The sequence below is a fragment of the Lentzea alba genome (assembly GCF_011067745.1).
GTDB classification, from domain to species: Bacteria; Actinomycetota; Actinomycetes; order Mycobacteriales; family Pseudonocardiaceae; genus Lentzea; species Lentzea alba.
Genome location: NZ_JAAMPJ010000005.1, coordinates 473,335 through 490,258, shown reverse-complemented (window position 1 = coordinate 490,258; position 16,924 = coordinate 473,335). Strand labels below are relative to the sequence as shown.

Genomic DNA, 16,924 nt, shown 5'->3' with positions numbered 1-16,924 from the left:
CATCACTGACGGCGGTTGGTCAGCGGACGGTCAGTGCTGGTCGGCACCTTGTGAGCAACACCGACTCACAGGGGGCAACACCATGACGAACGTCCTGATCTCCGGCGCCAGCATCGGCGGTCCCGCGCTCGCGTACTGGCTGCGCCGCCACGGTTTCCGCGTCACCGTGGTCGAGCGGGCCCGCGGTCTGCGGCCCGGCGGCCAGGCCATCGACGTGCGCGGTCCCGCGTTGGAGGTCGTCGAGCGCATGGGCCTCGGCGACCAGCTGCGGTCGTTCGACACGAACATGCGTGGCATGAACATGGTCGACGCCGACGGCAACGAGCTGTTCAGCTCCACCACGCACACCCTCAGCGGCGGCGACCTCGCGAGCCCCGACGTCGAGCTCCTGCGCGACGACCTCGCCCGGATGCTCTTCGACGCGGCCGAGGGCGTGGAGTACCTGTTCGACGACACGATCACCTCGATCGACGGCACCCGAGTCACGTTCGAGAAGGCGGCGCCCCGCGACTTCGACGTCATCGTCGGCGCCGACGGCCTGCACTCCAACGTCCGCAGGCTCGTCTTCGGGCCGGAACAGCAGTTCATCAGCAACCTCGGCATGAACCTGGCCGTCTTCACCGCGCCGAACTTCCTCGGGCTCGACCACTGGCAGACCTTCCAGCAGGGCAACGTCGTCGGCGGCGGCATCATGAGCGCCCGCTCGAACGCGGAATGCCGGGTCTACATGGGTTTTAACGGCGAGGTGGAGTTCGACTACCGCGACGTGGACGCGCAGCGTGCGCTGATCGCCGAGAAGTTCGCCGACGCCGGCTGGGTGTGGCCGACCGCGTTGAAGCACATGTGGGAGGCGCCCGACTTCCACTTCGACTCGATGAGCCAGATCCGGATGGACTCCTGGTCCCGCGGCAACGTCGTGCTGCTCGGTGACGCCGGCTACTGCGGTTCGCCGTTGTCCGGGCAGGGCACCAGCATGGCGTTGGTCGGCGCGTACGTGCTCGCCGGCGAACTCCGAGACAACCCCGCCACCGCTTTCCGGCGCTACGAGGAGATCCTGCGCCCGTACGTGACGGCCAACCAGGACATGGCGCTGCGCAACCAGGAGCGGGGCGGCGCTCCCGGCGACGACTTCGCCGAGGTCGTGAACAGCCTCAGTCTTCCCAGCTGCTGAACAACTCCTCGATCGCCGCGCGGACGTCGTCCTCGGGGATCACGGCACCGGTGAACCTCACCGCCGCCGTGATCCCCTTGGCGTTGAGGTGGCGCCAGTCGGTGAAGCGCAGACCCTCCAACGCCTTCCCCACCTCCGGGTCGACGTCGGCCCAGTCCTCGTTCAGGACTTCGCGGGCGTCGATGACCTGACCTTCGCGAGCGAACGACAGGCGCGTGAGCGCGTTCACGTTCCAGAAGTGACTGGCGGCCTTCCCGTTGCGGGACAGGCGTTCCAGCACCTCAGGCCGGGAACCCTGGTAGTTGTTGACCTCGATGACGATCACGTCGCCGCCGATCTCCACGGCGATCGAGTCCTCCTCGAACTCGCCCACCACCTCGTCGACGTCGATGTTGGTGATGATCGTGACGGTCGCCGCCACCTCGAGCTCGTCCTCGAGCCACCAGTACGGACGCTCGGGACGGGAGAGCGGCGGCGGCGCGGGTTCTCCGCGCAGCAGGTGGCCGACGCGGTCGGTCGTCTTGCGCAGCACCGGATCCTGGTGAGGCGCAGGCCAGATCGTGAGTTCGTACCGCTCATCACCCTCGTCGCGACCGGTCGCACACACGCGGACCCGGAACTCGCCCGGCCACGGAGGGGTGCCGCCCTGTCCGAGCCTCGCGTCGCCCTTCACCGCGAGGTAGCTGATCTCCGCGATCTCGTCCCACATCTCGGTGTTAGGCAGCGGTGGCGCCTGCATCAGCACGCTCACCGACACGGGGACCTGGCCTTCCGCGATGCCGGTGCGGACCGCGAACCCGGTGTCGACCGCGCTCACCAGACCCGTCGCCGTGAAGTCGGCCTTGGTCAGGCCCAGTTCCTCGACGAGCACGAACTCGTGGTCGAACACCGGGGCGTTCGTGTACCACGACGCGCTGCGGTACTCCGCGCGTCGCTTGTCCAGCAACGCCTTTGCGTACGCGGGCGGCATGGGGACGTCCGGGAGGATCTCCGCGGTGGCGCCGATCGCGATCCCGATCGCCGCCGCCGGGTCGGTTGCGGTGGGCGTGCCGAGCGCGTTCAGCACCGCCCTGGACACTGCCACGGCGACAGCGAGATGTGCCGCCCCGCGCTTCGTGGCGATGGCGGCCTCGTCGCCGGTGACGTCGGTGAGGTCCGGGAGCAGCGCCCGCACGTGCCGGACGATCAGGTCGGTCGCGCCCCGGTGCACCCCCTCCACCAGGACCATCGGAGTGGCCATCGCGCTCTGACCGTCCGAGCTCAGGTACGAGAACGCGCTGCCGTCGGGCAACGGCTTCAGCTCCGCGACGAGCTCCCGCGGCGCGGTCAGGTCCAGCCGGGCCACCCCCAGTTCCAGCGCGCCGAGCAGCCGTTCCGCCAACAGACCTGGAACGTTGCGCAACGCCTCCTGCACGAGCGACCCGCTCGGGAAGTCGTCCCGCCTCCAGCGTTCGGTGCGCCTGCCCAGTTCCGCCGCCGGCTCCGCGGGAATCAGCGCCTCGATCCGCGCCGCGGTGTTCATGATCAGTTCTTGGAAGTCCCCCACTCCGGCGAGTGTGGCACGGCGCAGGACCGTCGCGCAGGTGCCTCACGGAAAGCCACGTTCGAATTGGCTCAGACCATTGACGGCAAATGGGAGAGATGGTCACGCTGGTCCTCGGGTCGCCGCCCCTCGACTCATGAGGAGGAGTCGTGAGAACTCGGGTTCTCGCCGTGGTCATCGCTGTGACCGCGGCGCTCTCCGTGAGCGCGCAGTCGCAGGCCGCGGAACCGTTGCAGAGCCTGGTCCCGGTACCGGTCTCGGTCCAGGCCAGGGCCGGCGTCACGCACAACCTGACGGCCGCCACCAAGATCTACACCAGCCCCGCCGCGCGGGACGTCGGCACCTTCCTGGCAGGCGTGCTGCGACCGTCGACCGGGTACGCCCTGCCGGTGTCCGACGCGGCCGGAACACCCGCTGACGGCATCTCGCTGCTGCTGTCGGGGGCACCTGCGCAGGTCGGCCAGCAGGGTTACCAGCTCGACGTCGCGGCGAACGCCATCGTGGTGCGCGCCAACACGTCGGAGGGGCTCTTCGCCGGCGTGCAGACGCTCCGGCAGCTGCTGTCCGCCGCGGTGGAGAGCGCGACCACGCAACCCGGTCCGTGGACCGTGCCGGGCGCGCTGATCGTCGACTACCCGCGGTTCTCCTATCGCGGCGCGATGCTCGACGTGGCCCGCCACTTCCACCCGGTGTCCACGGTCAAGCGGTACATCGACCAGCTGGCGCTCTACAAGATCAACTACTTCCACCTGCACCTGAGCGACGACCAGGGCTGGCGGATCGTGATCGACAGCTGGCCGCGGCTCGCGACGTACGGCGGCAGCACGCAGGTCGGCGGCGGCCCCGGCGGTTACTACACCAAGGCGCAGTACAGCGAGATCGTGCAGTACGCGGCGTCGCGCAAGATCACGGTGATCCCCGAGATCGACATGCCCGGCCACACCAACGCCGCGCAGGCCTCGTACGCGGAGCTCAACTGCAACAACCAGGCCCCACCGCTGCGCACGGACATCGAGGTCGGCTACTCCTCGCTGTGCGTCAACAAGGACGTCACCTACCAGTTCATCGACGACGTGGTGCGCGAGATCGCGGCGCTGACGCCCGGCCCGTACTTCCACATCGGCGGCGACGAGGCGCACGCGACCTCCGACGCCGACTACCAGACGTTCATGAACCGCGCCCTGCCGATCGTGAAGAAGTACGGCAAGACCGTGCTCGGCTGGCACGAGTTCGTGAAGACCACGACCGACACCACCGCCATCCCGCAGTACTGGGGCACGACGACGTCCAACGCCACGGTGCAGGCAGCGGCGGCGCGCGGCAACAAGGTCATCATGTCGCCCGCGAACAAGGCGTACCTGGACATGAAGTACAACTCCAGCACGCCGCTGGGCCTGTCGTGGGCGGGCTACATCGAGGTTCAGACCGCCTACGAGTGGAACCCCGGCACGCACCTGAGCGGTGTCCCGGAGTCCGCGGTGCGCGGCGTCGAAGCTCCACTGTGGACCGAGACGATCGTCACCGGGCGGGACATCGAGTTCATGGCGTTCCCGCGGCTCGCGACGATCGCGGAACTGGGCTGGTCGCCGTGGTCCACGCACAACTGGGACCAGTTCAAGGTGCGCCTGGGCAACCAGGGCCCGCGCTGGACGACCATGGGCATCAACTTCTACAAGTCGGCCCAGGTCCCGTGGGACACCGGCGGCCCGCCTGGTTCGTGCGCGCAGCCGGCGTGGGAGCGCTCGAAGGTCTACACCGGCGGCAACGTGGTCTCGCACAACGGCCACAAGTGGACCGCGCAGTGGTGGACGCAGGGCGAGGAACCCGGCACCACCGGCCAGTGGGGCGTCTGGCGCGACGGTGGAATCTGCTGAGCTCCGCTGGGTACTCGGTCGGACATGACAGATCCCGAAGAAGCGGAAGAGTTCGCGGAAGAGGCCGGCGTCGACCCCACGCCCCAGGAGGTCGACGAGTACCGCGACCTGACGGAACCGGGTGAGTGGCGCGCCGACGAGAAGATGGGGCCGGGCGGCGCGCCCGCACCGCAGGACGGGGCGGACCCGACCGGCGGTTCCGGCGCGTGATCCGGTGCGGGCGAATACCGTTCGCCCGCACCGGGTAGCCCGGATGTCGTGGATGCCCGAGTTGCCGTATTTGCCCCGTCCCCTCAGCTGACCGTCACCGTCGAGGACCTCGACGGCGAACCCGACGTGCACCTGCACGCGGGTGGCCAGGGTTTCTGGCAGTCGAGAATGATCGCCGCACTGGGCGTCGAAGCCGTGGTGTGCGCGACGTTCGGAGGTGAAACAGGCCGTGTGCTGCGCACGTTGCTAGAAGGCGAACACGTCGACGTGCGCGCGCGTGACGTCGCCGCACGCAACAGCGCGTACGTGCACGATCGCCGTGACGGCCACCGTTCCGAGATGGTCGAGATGCCGCCGGACGCGTTGTCCCGGCACGAGCTCGACGACCTGTACGAGTCAACGCTGATCGAAGGCATTCGCGCGGGCACGGCCGTGTTGAGCGGTCCGTCCGACGACCGCGTGTTGCCCCACGACACGTACTACCGCCTGACCGCCGACCTGACCAGCAACGACTGCCGCGTGATCGTCGACCTGTCCGGCGACCGGCTCGCCGAAGCGGTGCGCGGCGGCCCGCACGTCGTGAAGGTCTCGCACGAGGAACTGGGCGAGGAAGAGGTGCCCAAGCTCGTGCAGAAGGCCCGTGAGATCGCTTCTTCGTGCGTGCACGGCGTCGTCGTGTCCCGCGCGGACGAACCGGCGTTGGCGCTGCTCAACGACCGGTTGTACTTCGTGCGGATGCCTCAGCTGCAACCCGTCGACACGCGCGGGGCCGGCGACTCCATGACCGCGGGGATTTCGGCGGGACTCGCGCTGGGTATGTCGTTGGAGGACGCGGTGAAGCTCGGCGCGGCCGCCGGTGCGGTCAACGTGACGCGGCACGGCCTCGGCAGCGGCGGGGGAGAAGCGGTGCGCGAGCTGAGCAAACGCGTGGAACTGGAGCCGATCGAGGAATGAGCGGATGCGCGCGCTGATCACCAACGACGACGGAATCGACTCTCCCGGCCTGGTTGCCCTGGCTGCCGCCGCGGTGGACTGCGGGCTTGACGTGGTGGTGGCCGCGCCCGCGTCCCAGGCGAGCGGCACTTCGGCTTCGGTCGCGGCCATCAGCGACACCGGTCGAGTGGCGAGCTCCCGCCACACGATCCCGGGCCTGGACGTGGAGGCCCACGCGGTCGCCGCGCATCCGGGCCTGATCTCGCTGATCGCGTGCCGCGGCGGTTTCGGAGGCAAGCCCGACGTGCTGCTCTCCGGGGTGAACCTGGGAGCGAACGTCGGCCGCGCGATCCTGCACTCCGGCACGGTCGGCGCCGCGCTGACCGCCCACCTCAACGACGTCACGTCGATGGCGGTGTCGCTGGACGTCGGCCTGGACGGCCCCGAGCCGTTGTGGGACAAGGCGGGCGAGGTCGTGCGCGCGGTGCTGCCGGTGTTGCTGGAGATGCCCGCGGCCTCGGTCGTCTCGCTGAACGTGCCGAACATCGTTGACGTGCAAGGACTTCGCTGGGCCGAGCTGGCACGGTTCGGCACCGTGCAGAGCCGCGTGGACGAGCTGGACGACGGCGAGGTCGAACTCGTCCACGTGTACTCGGAGGAGTCACTCGTGCCCGGCACCGACGCGGCCCTGCTCGCCGACGGCTACGCGACCCTGACGGCCCTGCGTTCGGTGGACCGCGACGTCAGTTCGGAGCGCGCTTTGCCGGCCTGGCCAGCGTGATTACCAGCCCGATCAACGCCGTCCGCACCTCGAGAAAGCTCTCGGTCGTCACGTCGTCGAGCGAGAACGCCAACGTCCCGAAGGACAGCAGCAACAGAAGCCCGTACATCCGCGCGAGGTCGTGCCGCCACGCCATCGCGACGCCCAGCGCCCCGACCCCGACCTGGATCACGTGGTAGTTCGGGTCCAGCCCGAACACGTCGAACCAGCCGAACGCGAGCTGCAACAACCCGGCGGTGAGGGTGAGCACCTGCGGCCTCGTGAACTGCAGCTCATCGCTCAACAAGGCCATAGGTCTCTACCCTTCGGATCGCCGCCAGACCGCGTCGTACTTCGCTTGTCGTTCGCGGTCCCGCGCGGCGTTTCGCACTCGGCGCCCCTCGGTCGCCGACCCTCGTGGGTACCCGTACTTAGTGAGCCGGTAATCCACACTTTCAGGTGCGTAGGACAACGCGAAGTACAGTCCTACAACGAAACCGAGCCCACCGCACGCGATGGCCAACGGCCACGGCGAGCCGAGCCCGTGCACGAGCGCGAGGGCGATCACCGTCACCAGTGGCGTGACCTGCACCAGACTCCGGATCGTGAACCGCACCAACCACTTCGGACCGGTCACGTCGTCGTAGACGAACTCGCGGTGTTTCTGAGGGAGTCGCCCGCCCGCGTAGTACCAAAACTTCAGCGCGGGATTCATTTCGTCGCCTTCGCGATCACCTTGCGCAGCACCTCGTTCAGCTGCGCGAGCTCCTCGAACGACATGTCCAGCTGCTCCACGACCTTGAAGGGGATCTTGAGCGCTTCTGCCCTGAGCGCCTGGCCTTCCTCGGTCAGCGTGAGGGCCAGCGCGCGCTCGTCGGTCTTGTCCCGTTGGCGCATGACGTACCCGATGGCTTCCAGCCGCTTGAGCAGCGGGCTGAGGGTGCCGGGGTCGAGCTGCAGCGCGTTGCTGAGGTCCTTGACGGTGCGCGGGGACCGTTCCCAGAGAGCCAGCATCACCAGGTACTGCGGGTGGGTGAGGTTGAGCGGCTCGAGGATCGGGCGGTACACCGCGATCACCGTCCGGGATGCCACGGCGAGGGCGAAGCACACCTGCCGTTCCAGCTCGAGCGGGTTCTCCGGGATACTTGGTGTACTAATCATTTGTGTACACAGTAACTCGCGGGCGCGCTCCGAGCCAACGGGTGTGGGGGAGGTGACAGGATCGTGGGGTGATCGATTCCTGGGGGCAGGCCGTCGAGGACTGGGTGCAGGGCTGGGCGTTGTCCCGCGGCACCCCGGATCCCGTCCCGGAGCCCGACGGCTACCGCGTCGACGTCGGATTGCCCGAGCACCGCGTGCGCTACGTCCTGCTGGACCCTCGCTCAGTCGGCCCGCGTGCCGCCGGCCTCACCGAGTCCGGCACCTGGCTGAAGGTCTGCGGTTCGCCCGAGCAGGTGCGGGACGGCCTGAGCCCCAGGTGGACGATCCGGGCGCCGGAGTACCTGATGAGCACCGAACTGGGTGCACGTTCGCCCATCGCCCCGCCGGATCCCTACACCGTGGACCTGCGCAGCACCGGCGACGTGCACGACGTTGCCGTCCGCGCCGCTGACGGCGGGTGCGCGGCGAAAGGGCGGGTCGCGGTGCACGGTCGTGCGGCCGTCATCGACATGGTCGAGACCGATCCCGCGCACCGCAGGCGAGGTCTCGGCAAGGTCGTCATGGCTGAGCTGACGCGTGTCGCCGCGGAACGCGGTGCGGTGCGCGCCGTGCTGGTCGCCACCGAAGAAGGGCGCGCGCTGTACGAGCACCTCGGGTGGACGGTCGAATCACCGATCACCGCCGCGCACCTTGCGTAGTGTTGGTGACTGACGCTGGGGTAGACGACTGGCATGGCTCGGACAACCGTCGTCATCGCCTCGCGGAACCGCTGCGGCAGCCTGCTGCGGACGCTCACGCACCTCAGTGAGCTCGCGGCGCCGGTGATCCTGGTGGACAACGCCTCCACCGACGACACCGTCGCGCGCGTGCGGCGCGAGTTCCCCGCGGTCACGGTGCTGGAGTCGCCGATCAATCTGGGCGCGGTCGCGCGCAACTACGGCATCCGGGCCGCGCGGACACCGTTCGTGGCCTTCGCGGACGACGACTCGTGGTGGGCGCCCGACGCGTTCGAACGGGCCGAGCCGATCTTCGACGAGCACCCGGACCTGGCGGTGATTGCCGCACGCACCCTCGTCGGACCTGCGGAGACGCCGGACCCGATCACGCCGCTGCTGCGCCACAGCCCGCTGGGCGAAGGGGTTGCGGGGCCCGCGGTGCTCGGGTTCCTGGCCTGCTCGGCGATCGTGAGGCGGCAGGCGTTCATCGAGGCGGGCGGGTTCAGCCCGGTGCTGTTCTTCCGCGGCGAGGAAACGTTGCTGTCGTGGGATCTCGCGGCGGCGGGGTGGGCGCTCTGCTACGTCGAGGACGTGGTGGCGCACCATCATCCAGCGGCGGAGCGGGCGCCGGACGGGGACATCGTCGAGCGGCGCAACGCCGTGCTGACCTCGTGGATGCGACGGCCGGTGGGCCGCGCGCTGGTGGCGTCGCTGAAGGACCCGCGGGCGTTCTGGGCGGCCATGCCCCGGCTGCGTCAGGCGCTCCGGCAGCGACGTGCGCTGCCGGAGCACCTGGAGGCGCAGATCAGGAAAGCGAGCGGACGGCCGCGGCGAGGCGGGTGATGCCCTCGTCGATCTGCTCCGGCGTGACGCCCGAGAACGCGAGGCGGATGGCGTTGTCGCCGCCCTCCAGCAGGAAGTCCGAGCCCTTCACGAACTCGACGCCGTGCTCCTTGGCGACCGGGACCAGCTTCTCGATCGACACGCCCGGCAGCTCGACCCACATGAAGTAGCCACCCTGCGGCGGCGTGAAGACGGCCTCGGGCAGCTCACGCTTGAGTGCCGTGACGAGAGCGTCCTTGCGCGCACGCAGCGCGGTGCGGACGTTCGCGACCGACTCCTCGATGCGGCCGGAACGGCAGTACGAGTTCACGATCGACTGCGCCACCATGTTCGGCGAGATGTACGTGGTGGTGGCGATGTCCTGGATCTTCTTGATGATCGCCTTCGGCCCGACCAGGTAGCCGCAGCGGATGCCGGGCGCCATGGTCTTCGAGAACGACGACGCGTAGACGACCTTGTCGCTCTTGTCCTGCGACAGCATCGTCGGCAGCGGCTCGCCCTCGAAGCGGACCTTGATGTACGGGTCGTCCTCGAACAGCACGAAGTCGAACTTCGCCGCGAGCTCCAGCAGCCGCGCCCGCTTCGCCTCGGACAGCGTGTAGCCGGCCGGGTTGTGGAAGTTCGGGATGATGTGCGCGAGCGACGGACGCACACCGCTCTCGAGCAGCTGCTCCAGCGCGTCGACGTTGATGCCGTCGGTCTCCAGCTCGATGGCGTGGATCTTCGCGCCGCGCTGACGCAGGTTCAGCAGCGTGCGGTCGTAGGTCGGCGCCTCGACCACCACGTCGTCGCCCGGCTGGACGAGCAGCTCGAACAGGAACGCGTCGGCCTGCATCGAACCGTTGGTGACGAGCACCTGCTCCGGCTCGACACCGTGCTGCTCCGCGATCCACGCACGCAACGGCACGTAGCCCACGCTCGTGCCGTACGCGAACGTGCCGCCGGGGTCGTCCGTGAAGGCTTTCTGCGCCGCTTCGCGCAGACCCTCCTGGTCGATGATGTCGAGAGAGGGCGCTCCGCGCGTGAACAGGATCGAGGCCATGCGCGGAGCGTACAACTCCCAGGATTTGGGCTACGGGCGATATGCGTATGCGTTGAGCTGCTGCACCGCCAGAGCCGCGTTGCCGAGGTGGTAGAGATCGACCGCCAGGAAGTTCGGCTTCTTCCTGGCCGCCGGCTGGCAGAACTGCTGAGCCCGGTTCCCGAGCTTGCCGTTGTCCGTCGTGGCGGTGCTCGTGAACGGAACGTCGCGGAAGTGGTTCATGACGAACAACGGCTGAAACGCGCCCGTCGCCGTGAGCGGTTTTTCATCCCATCGGGAGTAGCAGGACCAGTCCGAGTTGCCCAGGCCCGAACCCATCGACCAGTAGTTCTCGACGGTCCAGTCCCGCTGGTAGAGCACGCCGCTGTCCTCGCGCCCGTCCTTGCCGTGATCGGTGAAGATGATCAACCGCTTGTTGGCGGCCTGCAGCTGGCTGCGCGTGGGCCACCCGTTCTGCGGCACACCTTCAGCCCGGTACAGCACGTCGTTCAGCCCCTGCACCTTGCGGAGCTCGGCGCGCAGGACATCGGCCGACACGTAGTCCTCCAGGAAGACCGTGATGATCTCACTGCGGTTGTTCCGCAGAAATTCCACGATTTTCTGAAGGTCGACGTTGAGCGCCACCGGTTTGCTCACCAGCGTGCAGCTGTTGTGGCAGAGAATCGCGCCGTCCGGGGTCTGGTGGATGTCCAGCATGAAACCCCGCACGCCGTCGTTCAGCTGCTGAACGATGCCGCGCGTCTGGTTCTTGGCGAGATTGACGAACGGCGGCGCGAACCCACCGTCGACCCCGTTCGCGTATGCGTTGTGGGCCGTCAGGAACGTCATCTGGTCGAGCCTCGGATCCGCCGGCATCGGCTCGGTCCGGGCCTGCGTCGGCGTCAGGTACCAGCGGGACTCGCCACCGAGGCTGAAGAACTCCCATTGATCACCGAACTGACGGAGCTCGTGAACCGTATCCCCTAGTGCACACGAACCCATGGTGAGCTGACGGGTGAGGCACTGGCCCGGTGAGTCGGTGTTCTCGAACCTCCCGTCACTCAGTCGCCATTGCTGGTGGTCTTCGTTGCCCTTCGGACGGTGCAGGGCGAGGCCGCCGCCGCTCTGCGCGACGTTGAGACCGGTCCTGACACCGGTGACGTAGTACGTGCCCGACGGAGCCGCGTGCGCGGTGGCGGGCACCAGGGGAAGTAGCAGCAGGGCTGCGACAGCAGGGAGGTATCGCACGGTGACCAGAGTCACCCACCCGAGTGAAACATGAAACGCCCTCGACCGTTTGGACGTTTAACACTGTGGGTATCTCCACTGCGGTACGGGCCTCCTGCAGAGCAGGTACAACTCCACGGCAGCCGTCGCCCAACCGAAGGGTTCGGGCCGGTTCTGAGCGCCGCCTTCACAAGCCGCGCAGGGTTCGACTCCCTCGGTTGCCACGAGCTCAGGTGATCTCTGGGCGTTCTTCAACCGTTCCCGCGGTGGAAGCGCAGGCGTCGTGGCCGAGAGGCCGCGGCGCCGCCTTCGTTTCAGAACGGTGGATCGCCGCTGAACGTGGGGCCGGCATCTTGTTCGGTCGGCCTGGCACGCGACTTCGCCGCCAAGGCGCGCAACCGATCTCCGACGTACGCCAGCGCCTCGCGCAGTTGTTCTTTGGTCGCCTCGGCGCGGCGGTCGACCCCCATCACGCCGTTCAGCTCTCTGTTCACCGAGCCCGGATGGCGACTCGTCCGCAGGGCCAGCACGAACGCCGCCTTGTTCAAGGAACTCCGCAACTCGCGAGGGTGCACGGCGGTACCAGCCTTTCGGTCATCGTCTGTCTCCGAACGAACCATGTGACCACGATGACAGACGGGTCTGACAATTTTTGAAGCCCAGGTCAGGGGTGGTTTCAGGGCATTCCCGGATTCGCCTCCACCCTCCAGTCGGGAACGATCGCGACCATGGGGGAGAGGATTCTCAAGATCACCGGCATCGCGTCCGTGATCTTCACGGTCGGAACGGCGCTGCACGCGTTCGTGATCGTCAACGAGCAGACGCTGGCGCGAATGTTCGAACTGGCCGAGGCGGAACCCACGCCAGGTTTCCTGACCGCGTTCCGCGCCGTGGGATGCCTCTACATCGCGGGCAACGCGGCAGGCATCCTCGCCCTGCAGGGCAAGCCGCGAACCTGGCTCTTCTGGCTGGTGCTGGCCGTCAACGCCACCCAGGCCGCCGGCGTCGCAGCCGTCCCGCCGGAGATGTGGACGGCCACGCGAGAGCGGTTCGGAGTCCCGGGCATGCTGCCGTCCCTGATCACCGACGGCGGTGCGCTCGTCCTCACCGCGACCCTTGTCGTCACCGCAGCGGCCACGAGGTCTGTCTGGGCACAGAAACGGCCCGCCCGGTAAGACCGAGCGGGCCGTTCGAAGAGAGAAATCAGATGGCGCGGACAGCCTGCGCCTGCGGGCCCTTCTGGCCCTGACCGATCTCGAACTCCACGCGCTGCTGCTCCTCGAGGGACTTGAAGCCGTTGCCCTCGATCTGCGAGTAGTGCACGAACACGTCCGGCCCACCGCCGTCCTGCGCGATGAATCCGAAGCCCTTCTCGCCGTTGAACCACTTAACGGTGCCCTGCGCCATACCAATTGCTCCCTAGAGTTCATGCCCCCGTCGAGCGGGGTGCGCGGGGCAGTCTGCCAGCGGACGACCTCTCTCACATCGTGGTTAGCCCGGTGGTGTGAAGAAGTAAGTTGGACCGGGTACCACCGAGAGGAGCAGGGATGACGAACTGGCTGGACGTCGCGCGCGAAGTGGCGGCGGCGCTCAGGTCCGACGCGGCGGACAGGGACCGGGCCAACCAGCCACCCACCAAAGAGGTGGAACTGCTCCGGCAGAGCGGCCTGCTGAACGTCGGTGACTGGGACCAGCAGCAGAAGGTCACCCGGATCGTCGGGGCCGCCGACGCCAACGTCGGGCACCTCCTCGGGTACCACTACCTGCAGATCTGGCGCAGCGGACTCTTCGACACCCAGTTCAGCAAGGCTCCCGACCAGTTCTGGGCCGGCGTCAGCAACCCGCTCGACGCGGCGCTCGAACTGACGCCGACCAACGACGGGTTCGTCCTCAACGGCCGCAAGACCTTCGCCACCGGCGCGTCGGTGGCCGACCGGATCGTCGTCAGCGCCACCCGCACCGACAACGGCGAGAAGCTCACCTTCCTGCTCGACGGCAAGGCAGACGGAATCACCTACCTGGACGACTGGGACAACATCGGGCAGCGCCTCACCGCGTCCGGCGGTGTGCAGTTCGAGAACGTCCAGGTGACCGAGATCCTCGGCGTCCAGCCGGCCAACGAGGACCCGCGGCTCAGCCTCGCCGCGATCGGCTTCCAGCTCGTGCTGGCCCAGCTCTACGTCGCGCTCGCGGAAGGCGCGCTGCACGAGGCCGCCGACTACACCCGCACGAAGACCCGCCCGTGGTTCGTCAGCGGTGTCGAGCAGGCCACCGAGGACCCGTACATCGTCGCCGCGTACGGCGAGATGGTCGCGCAGACGAAGGCCGCCGGGCTGCTCGCGGACGAAGCCGCCGAACAGCTCCGGGAAGCGTCCGAACTCGGCCGGAACCTCACCCCGGCCAAGCGCGGCGAGGTCGCCGTCACCATCTCCGCGGCCAAGGTCGTCAGCACCAAGCTCGTCAACGAGGTCACCAGCCGCATCTTCGAACAGGTCGGCGCGCGCGGCACGGCCGCCAAGTACGGCGTGGACCGCTTCTGGCGCAACGCTCGCACGCTCACGCTGCACGATCCGGTCGTCTACAAGGCCCGCGAGGTCGGCGAGCACTTCCTGACCGGCGCGCGTCCCGCCTACACCGGGTACAGCTGATGCAGCCGGTGCTCGCCGACTCGGTGCGGCTCACCGACGACGGCGTGCTGATCCTCGACCGCCGCCAGTTCCCGTTCGAACGCGACTGGGTGCTGTGCCGGACGGCCGAGGACGTCGCGCGGGCCATCGAGGACATGGTCACCCAGTCCTCGGGCCCGTACTTCGCGGTCCTCTACGGCATGGTCCTCAAGGCGCGAACCGTCGAGAACCTGCCGTACGAACAAGCACGCGCGGAGCTGGAGAAAACCGCGCACATGCTCGAGAACACCAGGCGCACCAACAACGCTCTGCGCAAGGCGACCAAGATCGTCCTCGAAGCCGTGGACGCCGCGCAGGACGTCACGCACGCCCTCCACGGCGCCCACGAAGGCGACCGGAGGTACCGCGCCAAGAGCCAGGCGCTCGGCGAGCACACGGCGAACCTCCTGCCGGACGGCGCCACGGTCATGACCCACTGCTGGGCCGACCTCTACCTGACGGAAACGGTCCGGGCAGCCCAGAGCCAGGGCAAGACGCTGCGGTTCTTCTGCACCGAGACCAGGCCCTACCTGCAGGGAGCCCGGCTCACCGCGGAGACGTTGATCGAGATGGGTGTCGACACGACGCTCATCACGGACGGCATGGGCGCCGCCGTCCTGCAGAGCGGCGAGATCGACGCGTTGGTCACGGCGGCCGATCGGGTCACCATGGACGGGCACGTCGTCAACAAGGTCGGCACACTGGGGTTGGCCGTGGCCGCGCACGCGTTCGGCGTACCGTTCCACGCCCAGGTGCAGGCACCCGATCTGCAGGCGCCGACCACGGAGCACGTGGAGATCGAGTACCGCGACGGCGCCGAGGTGCTGCAGGTGCTCGGCAGGCCGAGTGCCACGCCGAGGGTGAAAGGGCTGTACCCGGCGTTCGACGTGACGCCGCCGCGGTTCGTGACGGACGTGGTGACGGACCGGGGTGTCTACGCCGCCGGGGAGCTGGACAAGTACTACGAGGGAGAACAGCGGTGAGCAAGTGGGTCGTGCTCGACATCGAGGGCACGCTGAGCGCGACGGACCAGGTGCTGGTCGTCCTGTACGACTACGCCCGCCCCCGGCTCGGCCCGTGGATCGAGCAGCACGGTGACGACCCGGTCGTCGCCGACGCCGTGCGGCAGATCAAGGAGCTGAGCGGCCACGACGACGTTGTCAAGGCGCTGCACGACTGGATGGACGCCGACCAGAAGGTCACGCCCCTCAAGACGTTGCAGGGCCTCATCTGGCAGCAGGGCTACGCGCAGGGCGATCTCGTCGCGGAGTTCTTCCCGGACGTCGTCCCCGCGATCCGCAAGTGGCACGACGACGGCGTGAAGCTCGCGATCTTCTCGAGCGGCTCGGTCGCCGGCCAGATCGCGTTCTTCCAGCACACCACCGACGGCGACCTGACCCCGTTGCTGGAGCACCACTTCGACACGGTCAACGCCGGCCCGAAGCGCGAAGCCGCGTCATACCACAAGATCGCGGAAGTGCTGCAGTCCGACGACATCACCTTCTACAGCGACGTTCCGGCCGAACTGCACGCCGCGCAGGAGGCGGGCTGGAAGACGGTCGGCGTCGCGCGCGCCGGAGAGCCCTACGGCAACGCCGACTTCACGCCCCACCCGACGGTCTGGGAACTCTCGTGACGGCAGAGCTCGCCCGCGAGTGCGTCCGCTACGCCCAGATGGGCTGGATGCGCGGCACTTCGGGCAACCTTTCCGTTGTGCTGCAACGCGATCCGCTGCGGCTCGCGGTCACGGTCAGCGGCGTCGACAAGGGCGAGATCACCGCTGACGACTCCGTGGTGATCGACTCCGAGGGTCTGGCCGTCGACTCCGACAAGGTTCCGTCCGCCGAAGCCGGTCTGCACGCCCGGATCGCGCGCGTCGCCGGTGCGGGCGCGGTCGTGCACGTCCACGCGCTGGCCCCGGTCGTCGCGGCCGAGCACTGGCCGGACGGCGTCGTGCTCAAGGACCTGGAGATGCTCAAGGGTTTCGGCCGCCACGACCACGAAGAGGTCGTGATCCCGGTCGTCCGGAACTCGCAGGACATGCTCGAACTGGGCGACGCCTTCGAGAAGGGCTTCGACCCTCGAACCCCTGCGTTGATCGTCGCGCGGCACGGCGTGTACGTGTGGGGCGACGACCTCGTGCAGGCCCGGCACCGCCTGGAATGCCTGGAGTGGTTGCTGCGCTTCAAGGTGGAGACGCGAGACATCTTTACGGGGAGGCAATCATGACGCTGCTGACGGTGTGGCCGGACTCCGGCCCCGACGAGGTCCTCGTCCGCACGACCGACCCCGAGGAGATCGCCACCGCGCTCGAGGAACACGGCGTTCGCTTCAGCCGCTGGTCCGTTGTGGACGGTGTGACGGCCGAGAACGCCCTGCAGACCTACGAAACGGACATCGCCCGCGTCAGCGAGACGGAGGGCTACACCTACGTCGACGCGATGGAGATGACCCCGGCGGACACCGACGAGTACCGCGCGAAGGCCGTCGAGTTCCGCAACAAGTTCCTCGCCGAGCACACCCACGACGACGACGAGGACCGCTACTTCGCCCGCGGCTCAGGGGTTTTCTACCTGCACATCGGCGACAAGGTGTACGCGGTGTTCTGCACGGCGGGCGACCTGCTGAGCGTGCCGGCGAACACCACCCACTGGTTCGACATGGGCACCACGCCGGACTACGTGTCGATCAGGTTCTTCCACGACGACGACGGCTGGATCGGCAACTTCACCGGCAGTGACATCGCGACGAAGTTCCCGACCTTCGACGAACTGAATTCTGTTTTGTCGTAAACCGCCT

Annotated in this window: 21 protein-coding genes; 13 read left to right on the top strand and 8 right to left on the bottom strand. The window is 68.1% G+C overall.

The window, feature by feature from the left end; all coding sequences use genetic code 11:
• Positions 1 to 82 precede the first annotated feature (82 nt).
• Positions 83 to 1,171: an FAD-dependent monooxygenase gene (locus G7043_RS21400; protein WP_166047951.1), complete on the top strand. Its 1,089-nt coding sequence runs from the start codon at positions 83 to 85 to the stop codon at positions 1,169 to 1,171.
• Here the strand turns inward: G7043_RS21400 and G7043_RS49940 are convergent.
• Positions 1,152 to 2,717, bottom strand: coding sequence for a DUF6461 domain-containing protein (locus tag G7043_RS49940; RefSeq protein WP_166047950.1), 1,566 nt, complete (start codon positions 2,715 to 2,717; stop codon positions 1,152 to 1,154). The two genes, G7043_RS21400 and G7043_RS49940, sit on opposite strands and share 20 nt — an antisense overlap.
• A gap of 167 nt (positions 2,718 to 2,884) precedes the next feature.
• On the opposite strand from G7043_RS49940, the gene G7043_RS21390 reads away from it, so the two are divergent.
• The 4 genes from G7043_RS21390 to surE are packed head-to-tail and all read left to right on the top strand — an operon-like array spanning position 2,885 to position 6,512.
• Positions 2,885 to 4,588: a family 20 glycosylhydrolase gene (locus tag G7043_RS21390; protein ID WP_390827669.1), complete on the top strand. Its 1,704-nt coding sequence runs from the start codon at positions 2,885 to 2,887 to the stop codon at positions 4,586 to 4,588.
• 24 nt (positions 4,589 to 4,612) lie between these two features.
• Positions 4,613 to 4,798, top strand: a complete 186-nt coding sequence (locus tag G7043_RS21385) for a hypothetical protein (RefSeq protein WP_166047139.1) — start codon at positions 4,613 to 4,615, stop codon at positions 4,796 to 4,798.
• Between the two features lie 48 nt (positions 4,799 to 4,846).
• Positions 4,847 to 5,752: a 1-phosphofructokinase family hexose kinase gene (locus tag G7043_RS21380; protein ID WP_166047946.1), complete on the top strand. Its 906-nt coding sequence runs from the start codon at positions 4,847 to 4,849 to the stop codon at positions 5,750 to 5,752.
• Between the two features lie 4 nt (positions 5,753 to 5,756).
• Positions 5,757 to 6,512: a 5'/3'-nucleotidase SurE gene (gene surE / locus G7043_RS21375; protein WP_166047944.1), complete on the top strand. Its 756-nt coding sequence runs from the start codon at positions 5,757 to 5,759 to the stop codon at positions 6,510 to 6,512.
• Here surE and G7043_RS21370 read toward each other — a convergent pair.
• Genes G7043_RS21370 through G7043_RS21360 form a run of 3 tightly spaced genes read right to left on the bottom strand, consistent with a single transcriptional unit; the run spans position 6,475 to position 7,652 of the window.
• Positions 6,475 to 6,804, bottom strand: coding sequence for a hypothetical protein (locus tag G7043_RS21370; protein WP_166047942.1), 330 nt, complete (start codon positions 6,802 to 6,804; stop codon positions 6,475 to 6,477). The two genes, surE and G7043_RS21370, sit on opposite strands and share 38 nt — an antisense overlap.
• A gap of 6 nt (positions 6,805 to 6,810) precedes the next feature.
• A complete protein-coding gene (locus G7043_RS21365; RefSeq protein ID WP_166047941.1) occupies positions 6,811 to 7,206 on the bottom strand; it encodes a DUF5313 family protein in 396 nt (131 codons plus the stop codon).
• Positions 7,203 to 7,652 (bottom strand): MarR family winged helix-turn-helix transcriptional regulator, encoded by a 450-nt coding sequence (locus G7043_RS21360; protein WP_166047939.1) that lies wholly within the window; start codon positions 7,650 to 7,652, stop codon positions 7,203 to 7,205. Before G7043_RS21360 ends, G7043_RS21365 begins: the two co-directional genes overlap by 4 nt.
• 68 nt (positions 7,653 to 7,720) lie before the next feature.
• Between G7043_RS21360 and G7043_RS21355 the strand changes: the two genes are divergently transcribed.
• Together G7043_RS21355 and G7043_RS21350 are read left to right on the top strand one after the other, a co-directional pair.
• Positions 7,721 to 8,350, top strand: coding sequence for a GNAT family N-acetyltransferase (locus tag G7043_RS21355; protein WP_313888002.1), 630 nt, complete (start codon positions 7,721 to 7,723; stop codon positions 8,348 to 8,350).
• 33 nt (positions 8,351 to 8,383) lie between these two features.
• Positions 8,384 to 9,211, top strand: a complete 828-nt coding sequence (locus tag G7043_RS21350; RefSeq protein ID WP_166047937.1) for a glycosyltransferase family 2 protein — start codon at positions 8,384 to 8,386, stop codon at positions 9,209 to 9,211.
• On the opposite strand, the gene G7043_RS21345 is transcribed toward G7043_RS21350, so the two are convergent.
• The 3 genes from G7043_RS21345 to G7043_RS21335 form a co-directional block, all read right to left on the bottom strand.
• Complete coding sequence (locus tag G7043_RS21345) at positions 9,174 to 10,253, bottom strand: aminotransferase-like domain-containing protein (RefSeq protein WP_207311451.1); 1,080 nt, start codon at positions 10,251 to 10,253, stop codon at positions 9,174 to 9,176. The genes G7043_RS21350 and G7043_RS21345 overlap by 38 nt on opposite strands.
• A gap of 30 nt (positions 10,254 to 10,283) precedes the next feature.
• Positions 10,284 to 11,495, bottom strand: coding sequence for a PI-PLC domain-containing protein (locus G7043_RS21340; protein ID WP_166047933.1), 1,212 nt, complete (start codon positions 11,493 to 11,495; stop codon positions 10,284 to 10,286).
• Between the two features lie 278 nt (positions 11,496 to 11,773).
• Positions 11,774 to 12,019 carry a hypothetical protein gene (locus G7043_RS21335; RefSeq protein WP_166047931.1) on the bottom strand — a complete coding sequence of 82 codons (246 nt, stop codon included), beginning with the start codon at positions 12,017 to 12,019 and terminating at the stop codon, positions 11,774 to 11,776.
• A 168-nt stretch (positions 12,020 to 12,187) separates the two neighbouring features.
• Here G7043_RS21335 and G7043_RS21330 point away from each other — a divergent pair, with 168 nt between their 5' ends.
• Positions 12,188 to 12,634: a hypothetical protein gene (locus G7043_RS21330; protein ID WP_166047929.1), complete on the top strand. Its 447-nt coding sequence runs from the start codon at positions 12,188 to 12,190 to the stop codon at positions 12,632 to 12,634.
• Between the two features lie 28 nt (positions 12,635 to 12,662).
• Here G7043_RS21330 and G7043_RS21325 read toward each other — a convergent pair whose 3' ends face one another.
• Positions 12,663 to 12,866: a cold-shock protein gene (locus tag G7043_RS21325; RefSeq protein ID WP_045310287.1), complete on the bottom strand. Its 204-nt coding sequence runs from the start codon at positions 12,864 to 12,866 to the stop codon at positions 12,663 to 12,665.
• Positions 12,867 to 13,006: 140 nt separating this feature from the next.
• Here G7043_RS21325 and G7043_RS21320 point away from each other — a divergent pair, with 140 nt between their 5' ends.
• Genes G7043_RS21320 through G7043_RS21300 form a run of 5 tightly spaced genes read left to right on the top strand, consistent with a single transcriptional unit; the run spans position 13,007 to position 16,917 of the window.
• Positions 13,007 to 14,107 carry an acyl-CoA dehydrogenase family protein gene (locus tag G7043_RS21320; RefSeq protein WP_166047927.1) on the top strand — a complete coding sequence of 367 codons (1,101 nt, stop codon included), beginning with the start codon at positions 13,007 to 13,009 and terminating at the stop codon, positions 14,105 to 14,107.
• Positions 14,107 to 15,108 (top strand): s-methyl-5-thioribose-1-phosphate isomerase, encoded by a 1,002-nt coding sequence (locus G7043_RS21315; protein WP_166047925.1) that lies wholly within the window; start codon positions 14,107 to 14,109, stop codon positions 15,106 to 15,108. The genes G7043_RS21320 and G7043_RS21315 overlap by 1 nt, the downstream gene beginning before the upstream one ends.
• Complete coding sequence (gene mtnC, locus G7043_RS21310; RefSeq protein WP_166047923.1) at positions 15,105 to 15,761, top strand: acireductone synthase; 657 nt, start codon at positions 15,105 to 15,107, stop codon at positions 15,759 to 15,761. Before G7043_RS21315 ends, mtnC begins: the two co-directional genes overlap by 4 nt.
• Positions 15,758 to 16,354, top strand: a complete 597-nt coding sequence (gene mtnB / locus G7043_RS21305; RefSeq protein WP_313888001.1) for a methylthioribulose 1-phosphate dehydratase — start codon at positions 15,758 to 15,760, stop codon at positions 16,352 to 16,354. Before mtnC ends, mtnB begins: the two co-directional genes overlap by 4 nt.
• Positions 16,351 to 16,917: a 1,2-dihydroxy-3-keto-5-methylthiopentene dioxygenase gene (locus G7043_RS21300; protein WP_166047920.1), complete on the top strand. Its 567-nt coding sequence runs from the start codon at positions 16,351 to 16,353 to the stop codon at positions 16,915 to 16,917. The genes mtnB and G7043_RS21300 overlap by 4 nt, the downstream gene beginning before the upstream one ends.
• The last annotated feature ends 7 nt before the right edge of the window (positions 16,918 to 16,924 follow it).

Bases quoted from the DNA above. Each gene is read 5' to 3' on its own strand.
- G7043_RS21400 (WP_166047951.1), top strand. From the start codon at position 83: ATGACGAACGTCCTGATCTCCGGCGCCAGCATCGGCGGTCCCGCGCTC.
- G7043_RS21385 (WP_166047139.1), top strand. From the start codon at position 4,613: ATGACAGATCCCGAAGAAGCGGAAGAGTTCGCGGAAGAGGCCGGCGTC.
- surE (WP_166047944.1), top strand. From the start codon at position 5,757: ATGCGCGCGCTGATCACCAACGACGACGGAATCGACTCTCCCGGCCTG.
- G7043_RS21370 (WP_166047942.1), bottom strand. From the start codon at position 6,804: ATGGCCTTGTTGAGCGATGAGCTGCAGTTCACGAGGCCGCAGGTGCTC.
- G7043_RS21365 (WP_166047941.1), bottom strand. From the start codon at position 7,206: ATGAATCCCGCGCTGAAGTTTTGGTACTACGCGGGCGGGCGACTCCCT.
- G7043_RS21360 (WP_166047939.1), bottom strand. From the start codon at position 7,652: ATGATTAGTACACCAAGTATCCCGGAGAACCCGCTCGAGCTGGAACGG.
- G7043_RS21350 (WP_166047937.1), top strand. From the start codon at position 8,384: ATGGCTCGGACAACCGTCGTCATCGCCTCGCGGAACCGCTGCGGCAGC.
- G7043_RS21345 (WP_207311451.1), bottom strand. From the start codon at position 10,253: ATGGCCTCGATCCTGTTCACGCGCGGAGCGCCCTCTCTCGACATCATC.
- G7043_RS21330 (WP_166047929.1), top strand. From the start codon at position 12,188: ATGGGGGAGAGGATTCTCAAGATCACCGGCATCGCGTCCGTGATCTTC.
- G7043_RS21325 (WP_045310287.1), bottom strand. From the start codon at position 12,866: ATGGCGCAGGGCACCGTTAAGTGGTTCAACGGCGAGAAGGGCTTCGGA.
- G7043_RS21320 (WP_166047927.1), top strand. From the start codon at position 13,007: ATGACGAACTGGCTGGACGTCGCGCGCGAAGTGGCGGCGGCGCTCAGG.
- G7043_RS21315 (WP_166047925.1), top strand. From the start codon at position 14,107: ATGCAGCCGGTGCTCGCCGACTCGGTGCGGCTCACCGACGACGGCGTG.
- G7043_RS21300 (WP_166047920.1), top strand. From the start codon at position 16,351: ATGACGCTGCTGACGGTGTGGCCGGACTCCGGCCCCGACGAGGTCCTC.